General features: G+C 35.1%; 19 protein-coding genes. 17 read left to right on the top strand and 2 right to left on the bottom strand.

The window, feature by feature from the left end:
- The first annotated feature begins 10 nt into the window (after positions 1-10).
- The 10 genes from OPU68_RS10920 to OPU68_RS10875 are packed head-to-tail and all read left to right on the top strand — an operon-like array spanning position 11 to position 10,866.
- Positions 11-1,891 carry an acyltransferase family protein gene (locus OPU68_RS10920; protein ID WP_498474016.1) on the top strand — a complete coding sequence of 627 codons (1,881 nt, stop codon included), beginning with the start codon at positions 11-13 and terminating at the stop codon, positions 1,889-1,891.
- Positions 1,884-2,984 (top strand): DegT/DnrJ/EryC1/StrS family aminotransferase, encoded by a 1,101-nt coding sequence (locus OPU68_RS10915; RefSeq protein ID WP_498474015.1) that lies wholly within the window; start codon positions 1,884-1,886, stop codon positions 2,982-2,984. Before OPU68_RS10920 ends, OPU68_RS10915 begins: the two co-directional genes overlap by 8 nt.
- 6 nt (positions 2,985-2,990) lie before the next feature.
- Positions 2,991-3,923 carry a glycosyltransferase family 2 protein gene (locus OPU68_RS10910; protein ID WP_498474014.1) on the top strand — a complete coding sequence of 311 codons (933 nt, stop codon included), beginning with the start codon at positions 2,991-2,993 and terminating at the stop codon, positions 3,921-3,923.
- Positions 3,924-3,932: 9 nt separating this feature from the next.
- Positions 3,933-4,943, top strand: coding sequence for a WaaS/CpsH family glycosyltransferase (locus OPU68_RS10905; RefSeq protein WP_498474013.1), 1,011 nt, complete (start codon positions 3,933-3,935; stop codon positions 4,941-4,943).
- A 10-nt stretch (positions 4,944-4,953) separates the two neighbouring features.
- Complete coding sequence (locus OPU68_RS10900) at positions 4,954-6,012, top strand: acyltransferase family protein (protein ID WP_498474012.1); 1,059 nt, start codon at positions 4,954-4,956, stop codon at positions 6,010-6,012.
- A complete protein-coding gene (locus OPU68_RS10895; protein ID WP_498474011.1) occupies positions 6,009-6,791 on the top strand; it encodes a glycosyltransferase family 32 protein in 783 nt (260 codons plus the stop codon). The genes OPU68_RS10900 and OPU68_RS10895 overlap by 4 nt, the downstream gene beginning before the upstream one ends.
- 29 nt (positions 6,792-6,820) lie before the next feature.
- Complete coding sequence (wecB, locus tag OPU68_RS10890; protein WP_498474010.1) at positions 6,821-7,900, top strand: non-hydrolyzing UDP-N-acetylglucosamine 2-epimerase; 1,080 nt, start codon at positions 6,821-6,823, stop codon at positions 7,898-7,900.
- On the top strand, positions 7,897-8,577 hold the full coding sequence (locus OPU68_RS10885; RefSeq protein ID WP_498474009.1) for an NAD-dependent epimerase/dehydratase family protein: 681 nt from the start codon (positions 7,897-7,899) through the stop codon (positions 8,575-8,577). Before wecB ends, OPU68_RS10885 begins: the two co-directional genes overlap by 4 nt.
- Before the next feature lie 4 nt (positions 8,578-8,581).
- A complete protein-coding gene (locus OPU68_RS10880) occupies positions 8,582-9,577 on the top strand; it encodes an SDR family oxidoreductase (protein WP_498474008.1) in 996 nt (331 codons plus the stop codon).
- 2 nt (positions 9,578-9,579) lie between these two features.
- Positions 9,580-10,866, top strand: coding sequence for a nucleotide sugar dehydrogenase (locus OPU68_RS10875; RefSeq protein ID WP_498474007.1), 1,287 nt, complete (start codon positions 9,580-9,582; stop codon positions 10,864-10,866).
- Here the strand turns inward: OPU68_RS10875 and OPU68_RS10870 are convergent, their stop codons facing one another.
- Positions 10,867-11,862 (bottom strand): glycosyltransferase family 2 protein, encoded by a 996-nt coding sequence (locus OPU68_RS10870; RefSeq protein WP_498474006.1) that lies wholly within the window; start codon positions 11,860-11,862, stop codon positions 10,867-10,869. It lies immediately after the preceding gene.
- A 92-nt stretch (positions 11,863-11,954) separates the two neighbouring features.
- Between OPU68_RS10870 and OPU68_RS10865 the strand changes: the two genes are divergently transcribed.
- From OPU68_RS10865 to OPU68_RS10850, 4 genes are all read left to right on the top strand, one after another.
- On the top strand, positions 11,955-12,518 hold the full coding sequence (locus tag OPU68_RS10865; protein ID WP_498474005.1) for an acyltransferase: 564 nt from the start codon (positions 11,955-11,957) through the stop codon (positions 12,516-12,518).
- Positions 12,519-12,520: 2 nt separating this feature from the next.
- On the top strand, positions 12,521-13,495 hold the full coding sequence (locus tag OPU68_RS10860; protein WP_498474004.1) for a hypothetical protein: 975 nt from the start codon (positions 12,521-12,523) through the stop codon (positions 13,493-13,495).
- A 66-nt stretch (positions 13,496-13,561) separates the two neighbouring features.
- On the top strand, positions 13,562-14,413 hold the full coding sequence (locus OPU68_RS10855) for a capsular polysaccharide synthesis protein (protein WP_498474003.1): 852 nt from the start codon (positions 13,562-13,564) through the stop codon (positions 14,411-14,413).
- Positions 14,414-14,540: 127 nt separating this feature from the next.
- Entirely contained in the window at positions 14,541-15,545 is a 1,005-nt protein-coding gene (locus OPU68_RS10850; RefSeq protein ID WP_498474002.1) for a glycosyltransferase family A protein, read from the top strand.
- Here OPU68_RS10850 and asnB read toward each other — a convergent pair.
- Positions 15,542-17,362 carry an asparagine synthase (glutamine-hydrolyzing) gene (gene asnB, locus OPU68_RS10845; protein ID WP_498474001.1) on the bottom strand — a complete coding sequence of 607 codons (1,821 nt, stop codon included), beginning with the start codon at positions 17,360-17,362 and terminating at the stop codon, positions 15,542-15,544. The two genes, OPU68_RS10850 and asnB, sit on opposite strands and share 4 nt — an antisense overlap.
- 61 nt (positions 17,363-17,423) lie before the next feature.
- On the opposite strand from asnB, the gene OPU68_RS10840 reads away from it, so the two are divergent.
- The 3 genes from OPU68_RS10840 to OPU68_RS10830 are packed head-to-tail and all read left to right on the top strand — an operon-like array spanning position 17,424 to position 20,389.
- Positions 17,424-18,230, top strand: a complete 807-nt coding sequence (locus OPU68_RS10840; RefSeq protein WP_498474000.1) for a glycosyltransferase family 2 protein — start codon at positions 17,424-17,426, stop codon at positions 18,228-18,230.
- A gap of 29 nt (positions 18,231-18,259) precedes the next feature.
- On the top strand, positions 18,260-19,324 hold the full coding sequence (locus OPU68_RS10835) for an acyltransferase family protein (RefSeq protein WP_498473999.1): 1,065 nt from the start codon (positions 18,260-18,262) through the stop codon (positions 19,322-19,324).
- 42 nt (positions 19,325-19,366) lie between these two features.
- Complete coding sequence (locus OPU68_RS10830; protein WP_498473998.1) at positions 19,367-20,389, top strand: glycosyltransferase family A protein; 1,023 nt, start codon at positions 19,367-19,369, stop codon at positions 20,387-20,389.
- Positions 20,390-20,445: the final 56 nt, after the last annotated feature.

The raw sequence follows: 20,445 nt of genomic DNA, 5'->3' as shown, positions 1-20,445 counted from the left end.
TAAAAAAAGAATGGCCTTGAAATTTAGATATGATATTTCATTTCTAAGAGCATTATCGGTACTTGCCGTGGTGTTTTATCACTTTGATTTTTCTTTTTTTAAAGGAGGATTTGTTGGCGTAGATATCTTTTTCGTCATTTCCGGTTATCTGATGACAAAAATAATCTTGTCCGGTTTTGATAAGGACAATTTTAATGTATTAGACTTTTACAAAAAGAGAGTTGTAAGAATATTTCCTGCATTGCTGACGATGATTCTGATTTTTGGCGTCGTTGTATATGCACTCATTCCAACTCAGTTTATTTTGTATCTGAACAGTGCGTTTTCCAGCAGCTTATTCTTTTCCAATATCTATTATTATCTGAATAACGGTTACTTTGACCAGTCATCGCATTCCAATTTTTTATTACACACGTGGTCCTTGTCTGTAGAATGGCAATTCTATATGATATTGCCTTTGCTGTTACTTATTTTTAAAAAAACTTACAGGAATAGCAGGACGAAATTCAACTTCATTTTTATTGCAATAGTTGCATTGTCATTTATCAGTATGCTGCTTCATAACGTCTACAGCAATACTTTTTCTTTTTTTATTTTCTATACACGAGCCTGGGAAATGATGTTGGGAGGTTTGTCTTTTCTGTATGAAAAAGAATTACAGAAGATTTCGCAAAAGATCAAACCTCTGATTATTGGAATTTGTTTTTTGATAATATGCTATTTTATAATTAAAACCGAAGATACAAACTGGCCATCAGTCATCACTTTGATTCCGGTCTTTTGTACAGCATTGATTATTGGAATCAATCACGAATTCGAAATATATAAAAACAGAATCATAAAATACATTGGGGATATCTCTTATTCTTTGTATTTATATCATTGGCCGATTTTCGTCATTAGTTTTTTCTTTGGATTGGAGCGGTTGAGATACAGTATTATATTTATAATTCTATCCGTGATCTTGTCTGTCTTGTCTTATCATTTTGTGGAAAAAAGAGATTATTCCAAAAAAGTAAAACAGGTTTTGTTGCGCAGCGCAATTCTCTTTGGGATCTGTTTCTTTCTAAGTAAAACCGATGCAAATCTGTACTTAAAAAATGCAGGAACCTTTGCCAACATAACTGCTAATTATAAAAATAGCAATACCGCCAAAAAACAATATAATTTGGAATCCAGACATTTCAATGGCACTCGAAACTTTGCAGATTTTGACAAGACTTTTTTAAATGTTCCTGATAACCACAAAAAAAATATTGTGCTATTAGGAGACAGCCACGCAGGTATGTTTGCCCAGACTTTGAATAATATTACTAAAGAAAACAATTACAATCTGATCCAGATAACTGCAGACGGAACTTATCCTATGAAGGATTCGGAAGGGATTCTGAAAGGTTCGATTGATTATTTCAATTACATTTTCAAAAATTATATCCCGGCTAATTACAAGAAAATAGATCTGGTTGTCATCACATCCAATTACGCTGCTTATCCTAAAGAAAAATTAGATCAAAAAATAAAATTCTCTCAGTATTATTTCTCCAAATATAAAATCCCTGTTTTATTTATCGGACAAACAAAGGTTTATCCTATTGATTTTCCGACGTATTATTATTCTAAAAAAAAGTATGCTGTCAATTATCCAAATGAAGAATCTTTGTTTGATAACACGGTGAAAATCAATAATTATCTAAACGAAAACTTAGGATCGCGCTACATCAATCTGCTAGATCTAAACGTGAAGCAATTATCTCCTAAAAACTATCCTTATCTTTACGATAAAAATCATCTGACCTATTACGGAACTGAACAATACAGAGAGGTAATACAGAATGCAATCTTAAATACGATGAAAAAAAATATTAATCTTAAAAACACGACAAATGATTAAATTTCTTGACTTACAAAAAATAAATCTGGTTCATCAGCAAGAAATAGAAACCGCATTATTGGAAGTTTTCCGCTCCGGCTGGTATTTGCTGGGCGAAAGAGTAAAGAACTTTGAAAAAAATCTTTCTACTTACATAGGCTCTTCCCACGCCATTGGTGTTGCAAATGGATTAGACGCTTTGAGGTTGATTTTAAGAGCCTACATTGAACTTGGAATTATGAAAGCCGGCGACGAAATCATCGTTCCGGCAAATACCTACATCGCCTCTATTCTTGCCATCTCAGACAATGGATTGGTTCCTGTACTTGTAGAGCCTAATATTGATAATTATAATATTGATATTTCGAAAATTGAAGACAAAATAACTTCCAAAACCAAAGGCATTCTGATTGTTCACCTTTACGGAAGAATTGTTTTTTCTGAAGAATTACAGCAATTGGCCATTCAACATAATCTCAAAATCGTTGAGGATAATGCCCAAACCATTGGTGCAGATTGGAATGGTAAAAAATCCGGAAATCTTGGAGATGCAGCAGGATTTAGTTTCTACCCAGGGAAAAACTTGGGTGCATTGGGCGATGCCGGCGCAATTACTACCAGCGATGATCAACTGGCCGCTACAATACGTGCTTTGGCAAATTATGGCTCCAACCAAAAATATGTGAATATTTACCAAGGTCTCAATTCCAGGTTGGATGAGATCCAGGCGGCTGTTCTGGACGTGAAACTAAAATACATCGATTCTGAAAATGAAATCAGAAGAAAAATCGCCAAACGTTTTGTATCCGAAATCAATAATCTTAAAATAATTCTACCGGAATATCCTGAAAATGAACTCGAACATGTTTGGCATGTATTCATCATCAGATCTGGCAACAGAGAACTTCTGCAGAATTACCTTACAGAAAACGGCATACAGACTTTAATACATTACCCCATTCCACCACATAAGCAGGAGGCTTACAATGAATGGAACAATTTGTCTTTCCCAATCAGCGAAAAAATCCATGAAGAAGTTTTAAGCCTTCCGATATCGCCGGTTTTGGGAGAAAACGAAGTAAGCCAGATCATTACAGCGCTGAATAATTTTTAGAATACAATGGAAAATTCACCTTTGGTAAGTGTACTTTGTTTATGCTACAATCAGGCACAATTTGTTATAGAATCTCTGGAAAGTATTAAAAATCAATCTTATAAAAATTTTGAATTACTGATTTGTGATGACAGCTCCCGAGATAATTCTGTAGAGGTTGTAGATTCCTGGATCAAAAATAATTCCGAAATTACTACCACGTTTATAAAACATACAGAAAATAAAGGAATCACAAAGTCCCTGAATGAAATACTGAACCTATCCAAAGGAAAATACATCCAATTACTAGCATTAGATGACCTTCTGATGCCTGATAAATTTGAACGCCACGTAGCAATGCTCGAAAATGCGCCGGAAAATTATACACTGGTTTTTTCTGACGCCAATCTGATTGATCAAAATTCCAATCTGTATCAAAACAAATTTCTGGCTCGCCATTTATCATACCTCAGTCTAAAAAGTGAAAATTATTACGAGATACTGCTCGACAAAAACTTCCTGCCCGCTATGTCTATTCTGATGAAAAGAGAGCATCTTGTAAAAGAAAGCGGATTTGATGAGAATCTGTCTTGCGAAGATCACGATATGTGGCTTCGATTGAGTCGTAAATACGACTTCCTTTTTGACGAAACCATTTCCTGTTCGTACAGATTGCATCCCAACAATTCTCATAAGCAGAAGACTGTGATGAATGAGGCAACGTACTTCAAAACAATGATCAAGCATAAAGATAATCCGCTTGCTAAAAATAAAATATTCCAGCATCTGGAAAACATCTATCTAATGAAAGCTTTGACAGATGAGCACAAAATCTATTACAGTAATTTTCCTGTAACATCTTTTCCGGAAAATTGCATAAAATATAATCTGAAACCTATCTTTTACAGACTGGCACTGGCATTGAATAAATCCTGGGCTTTCGTAAAATCGCCTTATTAAAAGACACTTTTGGAAAAAATATTAATCATAGAAAGAAACATCCTAAATACGGAATGCTGCAATTTTTTGGAGCAGAAAGGTTATGATGTGACAAAGATTGATTTTTCCGATGCTCCAAAATTTGATGACCGAAGTTTTCTTAATAAATATCTTAACATTTTCCTCCGCACTGTCTTCCGTTACAAAAGCTATCTGTATAAAGCGGAAAGGAAATTTAACAAAAGAGAACGGTCAAAACTCATCAATCAATTTTGCAAAAAAAATACTGAAAAATTTGACAAAGTCATCATCGTAAGACCGGATTATTTGAATCAGAAATCAATTGGAAATCTTGCGAAAATCTCCAATGAAATGGCAGGCTATTTTTGGGATTCTATTGCGATGGGAGAAGCACTGGATATGCAAAAATCCGCACATCTTTTCAAAAACCTTTTCACTTATGACACATTAGATCTGGAACGGTACACCTTTCTGAATCTAAAATTCATTACTAATTTTTATTATCCGCTAAAGCAAACATTGCCAAAATCTCATCCCGAAAAGCTTTATTATCTTGGGAATATTACTTTAGAAAGAAGAGATATAATTCTGGAGAAAATCATTTCTAAAATCAGCAATAAGGAGCAATATCAATGGAATATATTATTCAATAACTTCCCGTTGAGAGCCTATCAATTATTGTCGAATGAACATATACAATACATCAATAAGTCCAGGGATTACACCTACCATCTGGAAGAGATGATGCATGCTTATGTGGTTTTCGATATCAATCCTTCGTATAACAATGGACTTTCTTTCCGGTTTTTCGAAGCATTATTCTACAACACAAAGATCATTACCACCAACAAAAATGTTCTGGAATATGATTTCTACAACACGAATAATATTCTGATTTATAACAACGATACAACCAGTGAAGAAATCAATGCTTTTCTGGAACTGCCTTTCGTAAAAATGGAGGATTCTCTGGTTGAAAATTATCGTGTAGATAACTGGATAAAAAAATTATTTACCTAGAATACTGTGTATGATAAAACCTTTAACCTCTTTACGCTTTTTCTTTGCATTTTTTGTTTTTCTAAGTCATCTGTCATTTGTGAAGACCGAAAATTCCTTGTTCAATTGGCTCCAGAGAAATGTGTTTTTCGAAGGTTATCTTGGCGTCAGCTTTTTCTTTATTTTGAGTGGATTTGTTTTGGCCTATAGTTACAGAACCAAATTTTCGCACGAGACAATTACCAGAAAATCATTTTACCTAGCACGTTTTGCCCGGATTTACCCTCTGCATTTTCTGACCCTGATTTTGGCAATTCCTATTATCTATTTTCATAATACTCTTGGTATTTCCTCTTTTTTGATTAATTTATTTTTACTTCAAAGTTTTATCCCGAAAGAAGATCTATTTTTTAGTTTTAATGCACCTGCGTGGAGCATTTCAGACGAAATGTTTTTTTATCTGATATTCCCTTTCATTATCATCCTTTTCGAAAAAATAAAGGCATTAAAAACCATCTTTTATATTGCAGCTCCCGCTATATTAATAGCCGGAATAATCTTAGTCCCTGAGCATTATCAAAAAGCAATATTCTACGTCAATCCAATTATCAGAAGTTTTGATTTTATTTTGGGTATTTTATTATATGACCTTTTCAAGAATGAGAAGTTTAAATCCTATTTTTCAACTGTAAAGAGAGCCACAATTATAGAAATAGCCACTTTAATTACATTTTTTACCTTTTTTATCTTTCATAATTTCCTTAACAGAGGTTTTAGGTTTTCAATTTATTACTGGATTCCGATGTGTCTTATTATCTATACTTTTGTACAGAACAAAGGTTACATTTCAAAACTATTATCAAACCACATTTTGGTGTTTTTGGGAGAGATCAGCTTTGGATTTTATATGATTCATTACTTAGTCATAACTTATGGTAATATGCTGAAAGACAATTATTTTATTAATTTTAATGAAATTCTTTTATCCGGAATTTACTTTATTGTAACGCTCTTACTAAGTTGTCTTTCATTTATCTATTTCGAAAAACCAATGAACACATTTATAAAAAAGAAATTGATTAAACGATGATCCCAAAAAAAATACATTACTGCTGGTTTGGCGGCAATCCAAAACCAGAATCTTTCTACATCTGCCTGGATTCCTGGAAGAAAAACCTTCCCGATTATGAGATCATAGAATGGAACGAGTCCAACTTTGACATCAATTGTTGCGAGTACGTTCGGCTGGCTGCAGAAAAGAAAAAATGGGCTTTTGTCTCAGATTATGCAAGAGCGCTAGCTTTATTCGAGCAAGGTGGAATTTATATGGACATAGATGTAGAAGTCAAATTTTCCCTTGATGAGTTTCTGGTTCACCGCGCATTTTCAGGGTTCGAGATCAAAGGTTCGCCTTTTACCGCACTTTGGGCGACAGAAAAAGAACATCCTTGGCCAAAGAAAGTTTTGGAGTTTTACAATCAGAAAACAGATTTTGATTTGACAACCAACACTGTTTTTGTTTCAGATCTTCTTATCAATCATTACAAAGCAAATCCGGAAAAAGACGAATATCAGGAACTTGCAGACGGAATCGCAATTTACCCATCTACCTATTTCTGTCTGGATCTTCCGAAGAATTATGCCGCCCATCATTTTGTAGGAACCTGGCACGAGCGGGACACGCCAAATCCGTTTAAAGATTATGTGCACGCTTATCATTATCTGAAAAATGTTTCAGAAATTAAGGATGGAAAAAAAGAAATCCACAATGCCGTTAATAATCTCAAAATTATTACAGCCGACGAAATTCTGAATCAATTTCCTCTGAAAATGTTACTAAAACATATTTTAAGAAGAATAAAACCTTAAGAATTATTATTTTTACACAAAACATACGGATGAGTCATAAAATTGCTATTGTTTACGGAACCAGACCAGAATTTCTAAAAGTTTTTCCGGTGATCAATCAATTTCGTTTGCAGAATGAGGAAGTTTTCATTGTCAATACAGGTCAGCACGACGATCTCCTTTCTAAGATGGAAGAAAGTTTTGACATCAGACCAGACTTTAGGCTTTCCGTTCAGTCACTGGATTTCACCAATTCAAATTTGGTTGCAAAACTAATTAACAGTTTATCAGATCTCGTTCACAAAGAAAACATTACGAAAATTGTTGCACAAGGCGATACTTTTACAGTGTTAGCGTCTGCAATGGTTGCTTTCCTGGAGAAGCGGAAATTTTATCACATCGAAGCTGGTCTTAGAACCACAGACATTAGAATGCCCTTTCCGGAAGAGTACAACAGAAGAGTCGTTTCTCTTGGGAGCGATGTCAATTTTGCACCTACAACTTTGTCACAAAATAACCTTTTGGAAGAAGGAATCCCGAAAGATAAAATTTTACTTACTGGGAATACAATTGTTGATATGATCCAATATATTCTCAATAAAGAAAATATTGAAGTAGAATATCAAAATAAAGTTTTCATAACGGCCCACAGAAGGGAAAATATCGGAAAACCATTACAGGAAATTTCCCAGGCCATTAAAGAATTGGCCATCGAAAACCCTGGGGTTATTTTTGAATGGGCTCTGCATCCAAATCCAAACACCAGAAAAATTATTCTTGATGTTTTTGAGGATCAAAAGCCTGAAAACTTAGTCTTTAGAGAACCTCTACCCTACCTGGATACCATCAGAAAAATGGCAGCTGCGAAACTGATTATTTCGGATTCGGGCGGAATACAGGAAGAAGCACCAAGCCTTAGAAAACGTGTTTTAATCTTGCGGGAGGAGACAGAAAGACCGGAAGTTCTGGATTGTAATTGTGGTATTCTGGTTGGTCACGATTTACAGAAAATCAAATCTGAATTTTATAAAATCTGGAATGACGAGAAAGAGTTCATATTCAGGTCAGAAAAAAATCCATTTGGTGACGGGAAAGCTTCACAGATCATATTAAAAACACTTTTGCAATGATAGTTGGCGGAGGTCTTATTGCATCTTTGTTTATGGAAAATGACCGAAAAGACATCATTTTCTTTGCATCCGGCGTTTCCAACTCCTTAGAAACTCGCCCGGAAGAATTTCTGAGAGAAGAGAATCTCATCAAAAAAACGATAGAAGAAAATCCAGATAAAATATTTGTGTATTTCTCCACCTGCAGCATTTATGATTCCTCCAAAACCGGCAGCGATTATGTGCTTCATAAATTGAAAATGGAACAACTCGTAAAGCATTCCTGCAAGAAATATTTGATTCTAAGGGTCAGTAATGCAGTTGGAAAAGGCGGAAATCCTAATCTTCTGATGAATTACCTCATCCGTTCCATCAATAATAAAGAAACAATTGATGTTCACACAAAAGCAACCAGAAATCTTGTAGATGCTGAAGATATCAGGAACATAACGTTTCAACTAATAGATAATTCGGAAGTCAATAAAATAATTAATCTGGCCTACGTTCAAAACTACGCTATTATTGAGATTCTGGAAATCATGGAAAGGTTTTACAATATAAAATTGGATCTTAATCTAATCAGGCGAGGTTCCGGATATGATATTAATATCCCCGATGTTGAATATTATTTTAAGAAAAACGGATTGACTGACAAAGAATCTTATCTTTGCAGAATCTTAGAAAAATATTACGCTTGAATCTATGAGTGATTTTAAAGAAAAACTTAGTAATAAAAACATTTTAGTAACCGGAGGTGCTGGTTTTATTGGCTCTAACCTTTGCGAGGAACTATTAAATTTAGGAGCAAACGTTACTTGTCTCGACAACTTTTCCACAGGTTTGAGAGAAAACCTGGAAGCCATCAAAGACAATCCCAACTTCAAATTAATCGAAGGCGACATCCGTAATCTGGAAGATTGTAAAACAGCTTGTGAAAATCAGGATTTTGTCCTGCACGAAGCGGCTCTTGGTTCTGTTCCAAGATCTATCAATGACCCAATAACAAGTAATGATGTCAACGTTGGCGGATTTCTGAATATGCTTGTTGCTGCAAGAGATGCTAGTGTAAAAAGATTTGTTTACGCTGCAAGTTCATCTACTTACGGCGATTCTGAAAGCCTTCCAAAAGTTGAAGACATCATTGGAAAACCACTTTCCCCGTATGCGATTACAAAATATGTGAATGAATTGTATGCCGACGTTTTCAAAAAAACTTATGATTTTGACACGATTGGTTTGAGATATTTCAATGTTTTTGGGAGAAAACAAAATCCAAATGGTGCTTACGCAGCAGTTATTCCGAAATTTGTGATGCAGCTGATGAGTCATGAGTCTCCTGTGATCAATGGTGGCGGAGAATATTCTCGAGATTTCACTTACATAGACAACGTGATCCTGATGAATCTTCTCGCATTGACTTCTGATAAAACAGAATCTTTGAATGAAGTGTACAACACAGCCTTCGGAGAAAGAACAACACTTAATGATCTCGTAAAATACCTGAAACAGTATTTGTCAGATTTTGATCCTAAAATTGCGGATGTAGAAATCATTTATGGCGATTACAGAAAAGGCGATGTTCCACATTCCCTTGCAAGTATTGATAAAGCAAAAAATCTATTAAACTATAACCCTCAATTATCCATGAAAGATGGCTTGAAAGAAGCTGTAAAATGGTATTGGGAAAACCTGAAGTAAATATGAGTCATAAAATTACAATAATCGGACTTGGATATGTTGGTTTGCCTTTGGCGAGATTATTCTCTACCAAATATCCGGTTGTAGGATTTGATATTAATGAAAAAAGAATCGCTGATCTAAATGCTGGAAAAGACGATACTTTGGAAGTTGAAGACGATCTGCTGAAGTCAGCTTTGGTAGCCAGCAATCCTAAATTGGGAGAAAATGGTTTATATTGTTCTAATAAATTGGAGGATATTGCAGATTCCAATATCTATGTAGTAACAGTTCCGACGCCAGTTGATAAAAACAACCGTCCGGATCTGACACCACTTTACAAAGCCAGTGAAACCGTTGCAAAAGTTCTTAAAAAAGGAGACATTGTCATTTATGAATCTACAGTCTATCCTGGTGTAACTGAAGAAGAATGCATTCCTGTTTTGGAAAAAAACACTGGGATGAAATTCAATGTAGATTTTTTCGCAGGTTATTCTCCGGAAAGAATCAACCCAGGCGACAAACTTCACACGGTTGAAAAAATCCTGAAAGTTACAGCCGGTTCCAATCCTGAAATTGGAAAAGTTGTAGATGATCTTTATAAATCTGTTATCATCGCAGGAACGCACCTTGCGCCAACCATCAAGGTGGCAGAAGCAGCAAAGGTGATAGAAAACTCTCAGAGAGACATCAATATTGCATTCGTAAATGAGCTGGCAAAGATTTTCAATCTAATGGGAATTGACACACACGATGTTTTAACTGCAGCGGGAACCAAATGGAATTTCCTGCCTTTCAAACCAGGTTTGGTGGGAGGTCATTGCATTGGTGTAGATCCTTATTATTTGGCTCAGAAAGCTCAGGAATTTGGCTACCATCCGGAAATTATTTTGGCTGGCCGAAGAATGAATGATTCTATGGGACAATATGTTGCAAGCGAAACTGTAAAGCAAATGCTGAAACAGGATCTGAAAGTAAATGGTTCTGATGTTTTGGTTTTAGGTTTTACTTTCAAAGAAAACTGTCCGGATGTCAGAAATACAAAGGTGGTAGATGTTGTTAAAAACCTTGAAGATTATGGCATTAAAGTAAGTATTTTCGATCCTTGGGCAAATCCCGAAGAAGTGAAACACGAATACGGTCTTGAGACCTCAACAAAAATGCCTTTCAAAAAATACGAAGCAGTTGTTTTAGCTGTTTCTCACAAAGAATTCGAAGATCTAAACATCAAAAATCTACTTTCGGAAAACGGAATTATTTATGATGTCAAAGGAATTCTGGAAAAAGAAAGTGGCGTAACGAGATTATAATTATCTCTCAAATCTCCATTTGAAAAATGGATATCCAATAAACAAGGGCAGGCGGTAAAATAAGTCCTGCTTTTTTAGTTTGGTAGAATAGGCAGAAGAAATGTAATTGCTAAAACTCAATCCGGACAACTGATTATAAGCTTTATAGCTTTTCTTCCAAAGTTCTTCGTTTTGCTGAGCTTTCCAGTTCATCCCCAAAGTTGAAGCCTTAAAATCAATTAAATTTTCAAGGATTAATTTTTTATTATAAGGATTTTTTTCTTCCAGATATGCTTGATTCATATAACCGGCAATCGTAATCCAATTTCCAAAATGTTTCTCCCCACGGTTATGAATAATGGATGCACCGTGAAAATAATAGAGGTAAGTGTCTTCTCTCAGGAAGGCAATTTTTTCAAACTTCAGCATACTCTGGAAACTCCAAAGAACGTCCTGAGAGAAAAGATCTTTCACAAAATACAGCTTATTTTCCATCAGAAAATCCATTCTCACGAGTTTGTCGCAAGCCATTACCGGATATTGTCCTTTTACAAAATTCCAGACGATTTCTTTACTTCCTTCCAATATATCTTTTTTAGAATTGATTGGGAAATAATTCCGTTTCCAACCTTCTTCTTCATTGATACAGACACTTTGTCCTAAAACCATTTCTGCTCCAGTTTCTTCTGCAAGCTTTACAAGATGATCTATGGCGTAATCCGTAATCTCATCATCGCTGTCAAGAAAGTAAATATATTTACCTTTGGCAAGATCCATTCCCGCATTCCTAGCCATAGAAAGGCCTTGGTTAAAGGGTTGATTTATTATTTTAAAATCAAAATTCTCATTTTTATTAATGAAATCCTGAGCAATTTCCATAGAAGAATCCGGCGTCACATCGTTTACCAGGATGCATTCGATATTTTTATACGTTTGATTGACAACAGACTGAAGGCACCGCACAATAAATTTTTCGACTTTATAAACAGGAATAACAATACTTACCAAGGGATTCATAGGAAAAATATTAATTTACTAATTTTCAGCAAAATTATAGAAATAAATACTAAAACTTTATCTTTGTATTAAATGATTCGAAAAAAAACCAAATGAAAGCATTTCTTGGATATTTATTTATCAAATTAAAAAACTTTGCGAATTTGTGCGTCATTTCTCATCAGCGCAAATCTTTTTTAACTCCCGGAAGTAAGGTTCATCAAAGCTTCAAAATTGGCTCTGATAATTTTTTGGATATATCGGAAGATGCCCAATTTGACATTCAAGAGAATGTAACCATCAATCAATTCAACTTCATTACCGTAAAATCGAAAGCCAAACTGAGTATTGGCAAAAACACTTACATCACCAGAGGAACAATCTCTTGCCTGGGAGAAGTAAGCATCGGAGAAAATTGTATCCTCGGAGAAGGAATGAAAATTTTTGATCACAATCACCAGTACACCACAGAACCTTTCTCTGTATCAAAAACCGAATTCAGCATCGGGAAAGTGAAAATGGGAAATAATGTCTGGACAGGCGCCAATATTGTGATTCTAAAAGACGTAACGATTGGAAACAATGTCATTTTGGGAGCTGGCTGTGTGATTCATAAAGATGTGCCGGATAACTCGATCATTATCAACAAACAAGACCAAATGGTAAAAGCATTATAAAAATGATCAATTCCAATAACTATCATTATCTCCATCGTCTTGCGAAAAGAACTGTTCCGTTTTTACATCAGAAAAACCGCTTTGATGATGTGTTGGCTCGTGAAAAAAACGGAGACGCCAATCTGTTGATTGCTGATTTGATCAAAACTGATAAACCATTTATGGTCGGAAGATTGGGAAGTACGGAAACTCGTTTTTTAGTCAATCAATTATTGCAAAAAACAATTAAATCTGATTTGGTAGGAATTTCCAAAACATTATCCGGCGACATTAATATCCTTTGGAAAAAAGATCCCGTATTTCTGGACAATCTTTGTCTGCTTTCTGGTTTTTTCCCCAACGATGTTTCTCTGGCAGAAAAATTCATTGAAACTTATAATCAATCCATAAAAAATCTTGATATCCTAGGCGTATGGAATGAGATGGAATATCAGGTTGAAAACATTCCGGAAACTGTTAAACTTTGCAAAATAAGAGAATTGGAGCCGTGGTTTTATGATGAACCGTGGTCTTACCAGCTGAAAGGTAAAAAAGTACTGTTGATACATCCTTTTGAAAACTCAATCAAAAGTCAATTCCTGATCAAAGATCAGATTTACAACAATGAAAAAATGTTGCCCGATTTTGAATTGAAAACCATCAGAGCCGTGCAAACAATAGCCGGCCAAAAATCGGAATTCAAAACCTGGTTTGATGCCCTGGATTCTATGAAAGATCAAATCGTAAAAACAGATTTTGACGTCGCCATCATTGGATGTGGTGCTTACGGATTTCCGCTGGCATCATTTGTAAAAGATCTGGGAAAACAAGCTATTCATTTGGGAGGCGTTACCCAACTCCTTTTTGGTATCAAAGGTAAAAGATGGGAAGAATGGGAGCACTACACAAAACTTAGGAAAAACAATGGAGAAAATTGGATTTTTGCAAATGAAATTCCTGAAAATTTTCAAAAAATAGAAGGTGGCTGCTACTGGTAAATCAGGATAGCCGCAGTGATGAAAAAAGAGTCTTAGAAAAAAACACAAATTTTAAACGATGAAAAAATGGGAACGATCAGAAATGTAATCAGTTCTATAGCAAAAAACAACCTAAAATTAATTTACAATAACCTTTATAAACTCAGAGATTGGTGGCGTATAAAAAGACAGCTGATATTTCCTTATCGCTTTGATAAGAACAGATATCCCAATTTTTTTACAACAAATGATCACGAAGTCTTCCCGGGTATAACCAGTAAGGTAGATAAAATTATCTATTGCTTTTGGACCGGTGAAAATGAGATGTCCGAAAACAGGAAAAGAGGTTTTGAATCTTTTGCCAAAAACTCAGGCGTAGATGTTAAATTAATTACACCTCAAAACCTGAAGGACTATATCTTACCGGATTATCCTCTCCATCCTGCTTATGATAATCTTTCCCTTGTACACAAATCAGATTATTTGAGATGTTATTTTATGCACTTCTACGGAGGCGGGTACAGCGATATCAAAACAAATGAAAACAAGTGGGAACAGGCTTTTGATTCTATGATATCAGATCCTGAAAAATGGCTTTTGGGTTACACTGAACTTACGCCATTTGGAATGGGAAAAGACCAGGGCATAATAGACTACGATCTGCAATACTACTACAAAAGCTGCGTAGGAACCGGAGGTTTTATCTGCAGATCCAATACAAAATTCACGGCAGAATGGTACATCGAGCTTAATAAAAGAATGGACGGATTTGCAGAGGAACTACAAAAATTTCCTGGTGATATTAAAGGTAGAAACCCAGGCTATCCTATTGGACTTCTGGTAATTCTCTCACAGATTTTTGCCCCGCTTTGTTTAAAATACAAAGATAGAATCATCCATGACACCACGACTTTACCGATATTAACAAATTATCAATAAACGTTTAACTCAACAACAATTCTCTCCATAAATTAAAAACAACACATATATTGCAATCAAATCTCATTATAATTACTAATTTTACAATAATTATAATGAGATTAATTGCAATGTTAATTGTTAATTTATGGAAATTGATATCATCATAAAATCTTTTAATAGGGCTTTTTATCTGGACAAGGTTTTATTTTCTATTGAAAAATTTGTTACTGGAATCAACGACATCATTATTCTTGATGACGGCACTCCAGACGTCTTTCTTGAAAAAATAAAAGAAAAATATCCTTTTGTTAAAATCAGGAAATCTGAACTTCATCGGGAAAAAGCAGAAAAGATCAGTGCTCATCAGGAAATAGATGGCTACAAAATACCTTCTGCTCTTTGGATTGATGCTGTAAAATCTGCTACAGAATATGTCTTGGTTATTGAAGATGATGTCTGGTTTACGGATTTTATCAACCTTTCACAAATTGCTGAGGAAATGGCTTCCAATGATGTGCATCTTGCAAAGATTGGCTGGCAAAGTGACGAACGATTTTGGAAGAATTTTGAAGAAAAACCGATTTCTGAAAATCTGATTTCCCAATCAACGACAAAGCTATTTACTGGTAACAGACAGATTATGGATCTTGTACTGCACAATAAGTACAAATTTTTCTCACTACTTTGCAGATTAGGCTTGGCCAATAATCAAACGATAAATGAATATTACATTCTCGGATCTATTTTAATGGGATTGTACAGAAAAGACTTTTGGCTTTACACCTGGCAGGATTCCGACGGAAGAGTGAATGAGAAGGACTTACTGAAAAACTCTGCGGCGTGGTATCATCAATTCAAAAAAAATAAATCCCTGATTTCCAGGACAAACAAAGAATATTTGAAAACCACCTACATTTCTTCTGCTACCAATTCTTACAGAAAGTACAAGGCAAAATTTGACGTTTTAGCATTCAACTCCAAACTGAATCGCAAGTGGCTGAATGATGAAGTAGATATCGAGGAGAATTTTCCAAATGATTATAGCAGGCTTTACCTTTCTTCTTTCTCGGAAGCTAAGGAGAAAGATGTTTTCTATGATTGGTCAGATCAATTTTTAAAAAGCGCAAACAGAGATCCACAATTATACTAATGCTCTTCCATCCAGATTCCTAAAACCAATAGACTCCAGTGCTTGTAATTGTAATGCAGCTGTTTTTGCACGGTCTGGAAATCCAATTTTCCGAATATTTTTGATGAGGCGTTTTTAAGAATATCGTTGGTCAAAGCTTCCATTTCAGGAATTTTCAGCCAATCGTAAATTGGCGCACCAAAGCCTTGTTTCCTTTTTGTAAGAATATTTTGCGTCAGCTTTTCTCCAAAGGCTTTTCTTAAAATTATCTTAGTTTGATTTTCGTCAACTTTATATTTTGACGCCAGCGCAGAACAAAACTCAACCAGATCTTTATCCAAAAACGGCGTTCTTAGTTCTATGGAATGCATCATCGCAATACGGTCGTCTTTTACCAGATAGTCTCCCGCAATCACGTTTGTAAGATCCATCTTCATTGGTGTATTCAGATTATTCTTATCCAGATCAAAGTTATATTGATGCTCGTAAGTTTGCCTGGATTTCATCAGCATAAAAGTTTCCTCCAGTGTGAAATTGCTATGAACTTTTCCCTTTTGATAAGCCACGATATCCGGAAACTTAGACCGGAAAATGTAATCAAGAAAATACTGTCTTGGTTTTTCAAATCCCAGCTTTTCACTAATGGTAGAACCTATTTTATAAAATGGAAGAAACGAAGCGTTTGCTATGCCTTTGTCGAGAATTTGTTTTTCTTCCTGATACCATTTGTAGCCGCCAAAAAGTTCATCCCCGGCATTTCCGGTGATTACAACCGTCATATTTTTCGCCGCTTCTTTACAAATTGTGTAGGTTGCAAGGATCGCAGTATCAGCAAGGGGTTCATCCAGTTTTTTCAGAACTTCTACTAAAGTTTTCGGTATGTCAGAATTCTGAAGCGCAACTTCTTTATGATCGGTATTATATTTTTCTGCGATCGTTCTTGCATCGGGCATCTCGTCCCAATCGCCTTCGTACTGAAAACCGAGCGTTGTGAGGTTCTGATTTTTTTGCGAAGAAAGTGCAACCAAAGTTCCCGAGTCTAAGCCTCCGCTAAGAAAAGCTCCGACTTTTACATCAGCAACTAATTGTTTATCAACAGATTTTTCGACTAACATTTGAAACTTTTCAACAGCTTCTTTTTCCGAAATCTGCAGTTCTTCCTGAGGGAAATTCCAATATTGGGAAATATCTATTTTCCCTTCTCCGAAGATTAATTGATGAGCAGGCGGAAGAACCTTAATATTTTTATAAATGCTTTGCTGACTGTCAACATACATATGTCTCAGGAAATGGTGAATTGCTTCGTCATTCAGTTCTGTGTTTACAAGATCAGTTGCTAAAATGGCTTTGATCTCCGACGCAAAGATAAATTCACCATTCTTCCCGATAGCGTAATAAAATGGCTTCTCTCCAAATCTATCTCTCGCACAGAAAAGCTGCTGTTTTTCTTCATCCCAGATGGCGAAAGAAAACATTCCATTCAGTTTCTTAGGAAGTTCGGAACCATTTTTTTGATATAAGGATAGTATGACTTCTGTGTCTGTATTGCTTTGGAAAGGATAATTAGTAATTTCCTTTTTCAAATCACGGTAACCATAGATTTCTCCGTTGAAAACAATGCACTCCTTTCTGGTATCAGAATACATCGGCTGATGTCCGTCTTTGGAAAGATCCACAATAGCCAATCTTCTGAATCCTAAAAAACAGTTCTGAAAATACTCATGACCTTCATCATCCGGACCTCTGTGGATGATGGATTCTGTCATATTTTTAATTGTATTTTTGTAAAAACCCTCTGCCAGAATGTTTTTCTTTACAATGCCCGCAATTCCGCACATATAGCAATATTAGCCTGCAAATCTAAGATTATTTTACTAATTTTGGCCATATTATTAAATGATGAAAAAATTCTCCATTCTGATTGCACATTACAACAACTTTGAATTCTTCAAAGATTGCCACAAAAGCCTTCTGAATCAGACTTTCCAAGATTTTGAAGTTATAATTGTGGACGACTGCTCTACTGACGATTCTTTTGAAAAAATTACAAAACTTACACAAGAGGATGCGAGATTCAGATTATTCAGAAACGAGAAGAACAGCGGCGTTGGCATTACCAAGAGAAAATGTATCGAGATGTCTTCCGGGGAAATCTGCGGTTTTGTAGATCCGGATGATGCTTTGGCAGAGAACGCTATAGAAACCAGTTTGAAGAACCACACGGAAAATAATATAGTTACCTACTCCAGCTTTATCCTTTGCGACAACAATCTGCACCCTCAGCGCACATTTGCGCATTCCAGAGCAATCAAAAATGGCGATAAAAAATTCTTTAATATTTTTCTGGAAGCCAATCATTTTTTCACTTTTAAAAAGTCTGCTTATAACAAAACTTCAGGAATAAATCCGGAGCTTACGTCTGCAGTAGATCAGGATCTTTATCTTAAACTATACGAAACAGGAAATTTCACATTTATAAAAGAGCCCCTTTATCTTTACAGATTGCACGCAAACGGCGTTTCTCAGGATTCGTCTAAGAAAATCAAGCTTAATGAAAACTGGCAAATAGTTATTTTGGACACTTTGGAAAGAAGAAAAATCAATAAGCTGTATGGCAAAAACATATCAGAAATAACCAGTCTTCCTGCATTTCTGAAAACAAAGCAAAATAATATCATCACAAAGCTTTTGAGAAAGTTCTCGTAACCATCCAAACTAAAATAAAAAAGCTCTTGATGTCTACAAAAGAAAAACAGTTTTTTCCCGCTCTTACCGGCTATCGGGCTATTGCTGCCTGGATGATTTTTGTATTTCACTTTATGCCTTTTCGCAATCCCAATTATCCGGATTTTGCAAAGCGGGCGGTTTCTACTTTTCATATTGGTGTAGAGATGTTTTTCGTACTGAGTGGGTTTTTGATTACCTACAGATATTTTAATGAACGTCCGCTTGATTTCAAAAAATATATGGTCAACCGTTTTGCGAGGATCTATCCTATGTATTTTCTTTTAACAGCATTCTTCTTCATTGTTTATTATTTCCAGAATAATTTTTGGGACGCAGAAAAAACCTTGGAAGCTGTCTTATCTTTTACGATGACCAAGGCTTTGTTTTCCAAATATTATTTTGCAGGCATTGCACAAGGCTGGACACTTACAGTTGAAGAGATGTTTTACATCACAGCGCCTTTTTATTTTATGTTGATTCGGAAAAACAAATGGTTTCTTCTGCTACTGCCCGTTTTCATATTTGCATCCGGAAAGTTCCTGAAAGAGCTCACAAATGTGCCCGAGAACACTTGGGGATTTTTACAGTATGATCTTTATTGCAATATTTTCGAGTTTTTTGCAGGCATTGCACTCGCCTATTTGATGCTTAAAAAGAAATTTTCATTTTCCGGAAATTGGGTCACGTGGTTTGGACTATCCGTCATAGTTTTGTTCATTTTCGGGAAAGGTTATCTTGATTTTGAGACAAAATATTCACAACTGGTGGAGATCATCTTTTTGTCTTTTTTCGGGATTGCACCTTTGATTTGGGGACTTATTCATGAGAAAACAATCATTCAAAAAATATTATCCAGCCGGATTTTTGTATTATTAGGAAAAAGCTCCTATATTTTTTATTTGATTCACAAAGGTTTCATTCCAATTTTTATGAGCGATTACATTACCGATAACAAATTGATTATCTTTATCTTGTTGAATATCCTATCTGTTTTGATGTTCACATATCTGGAAGAACCTTTGAATCACTTAATTAGAAAAAGATTCAATTCAAAAAATAATTCTTTTCATTAATTCCAATCACCTTTGTTAACCTTGTTTTTTTAATTTATAAAAATGATGATAGAAATTCTAATCAAGTCCTTTAATCGTCCTTTTTACCTGGATCGTTGCATCTCTTCTATATATCTGAATGTGTCAGGAAACTTTAAGATAAAGGTTTTAGACGATGGAACGCCGGAAAAATATCTGAATAAAATAAGAGAAAAATACCCGGAAGCAGAAATTCTACTTTCTGACAATTACGAAAAAAAAATAAAAGCGATAGACGAAAATTTGACAACCGGAAAATCTATAAATGGTTTCGAAATCCCTACAAGATTCTGGTATGAGAATGTAAAAAACGCTTCAGAATATGTGATGGTTACAGAAGACGACGTTTGGTTTACACGGCCAATAAACGTTGATGATTTACAATTGCAAGCCCGGAAATTTGATATTAATCTTTTAAAATTAGGCTGGTTGGGAAATGAAGGAGAAAGAAAAGATCTAATTTTAAATTCAACTGCTGATGATCTGGAATCTGCACAGCCAAAAGATCTTTTGCTGCTTAATAGAAAATTGATGAAGGCTTTCTTTCATAATCAATATAAGTTTTTTACCATTCTTTATAAGTTGAAAATTGTTGATAATCTTACACCTCTGAAATATTGGTCACTCAACTCTATCCTGATGGGATTTTATAAAAAAGATTACTGGCTGGACATTTGGAAAGATATGGACGGAAAAGTGGACGAGAAAAAACAGCTCATCAATGCATCGGTGTATTACAAGAGAAATAAAAGCAATCCTAATTTTATTTCCAGACTCAAAACGGAAGCGATGAAAACAACATTTCAATCTTCTGCCACCAATTCTTACCACGAATATGGTTTCGATTTCGATGTCAACCAGTTCAATCATTTGATAAACGAAGCTTGGCTGAACGGAGCATTTGATCCGATGCAAAGCTTTCCGAATGATTTTTCTATGAATTATTTTAAAAGTTTCGTATCGGAAAAAATTAATATTACGGAGTTTGAAAAATGGGTTAACAAGTTTCAAACGCAATACCAACAAATGGGATGTAAAGTGGAATAATAAAACATCAAAATACAATTCAGCAAAACATCAATTATATTTTAATTGGTGTTTTT

The sequence above is a fragment of the Chryseobacterium sp. TB1-D10 genome, from assembly GCF_059803555.1.
This window is presented reverse-complemented; position numbering and strand designations above follow the sequence as displayed.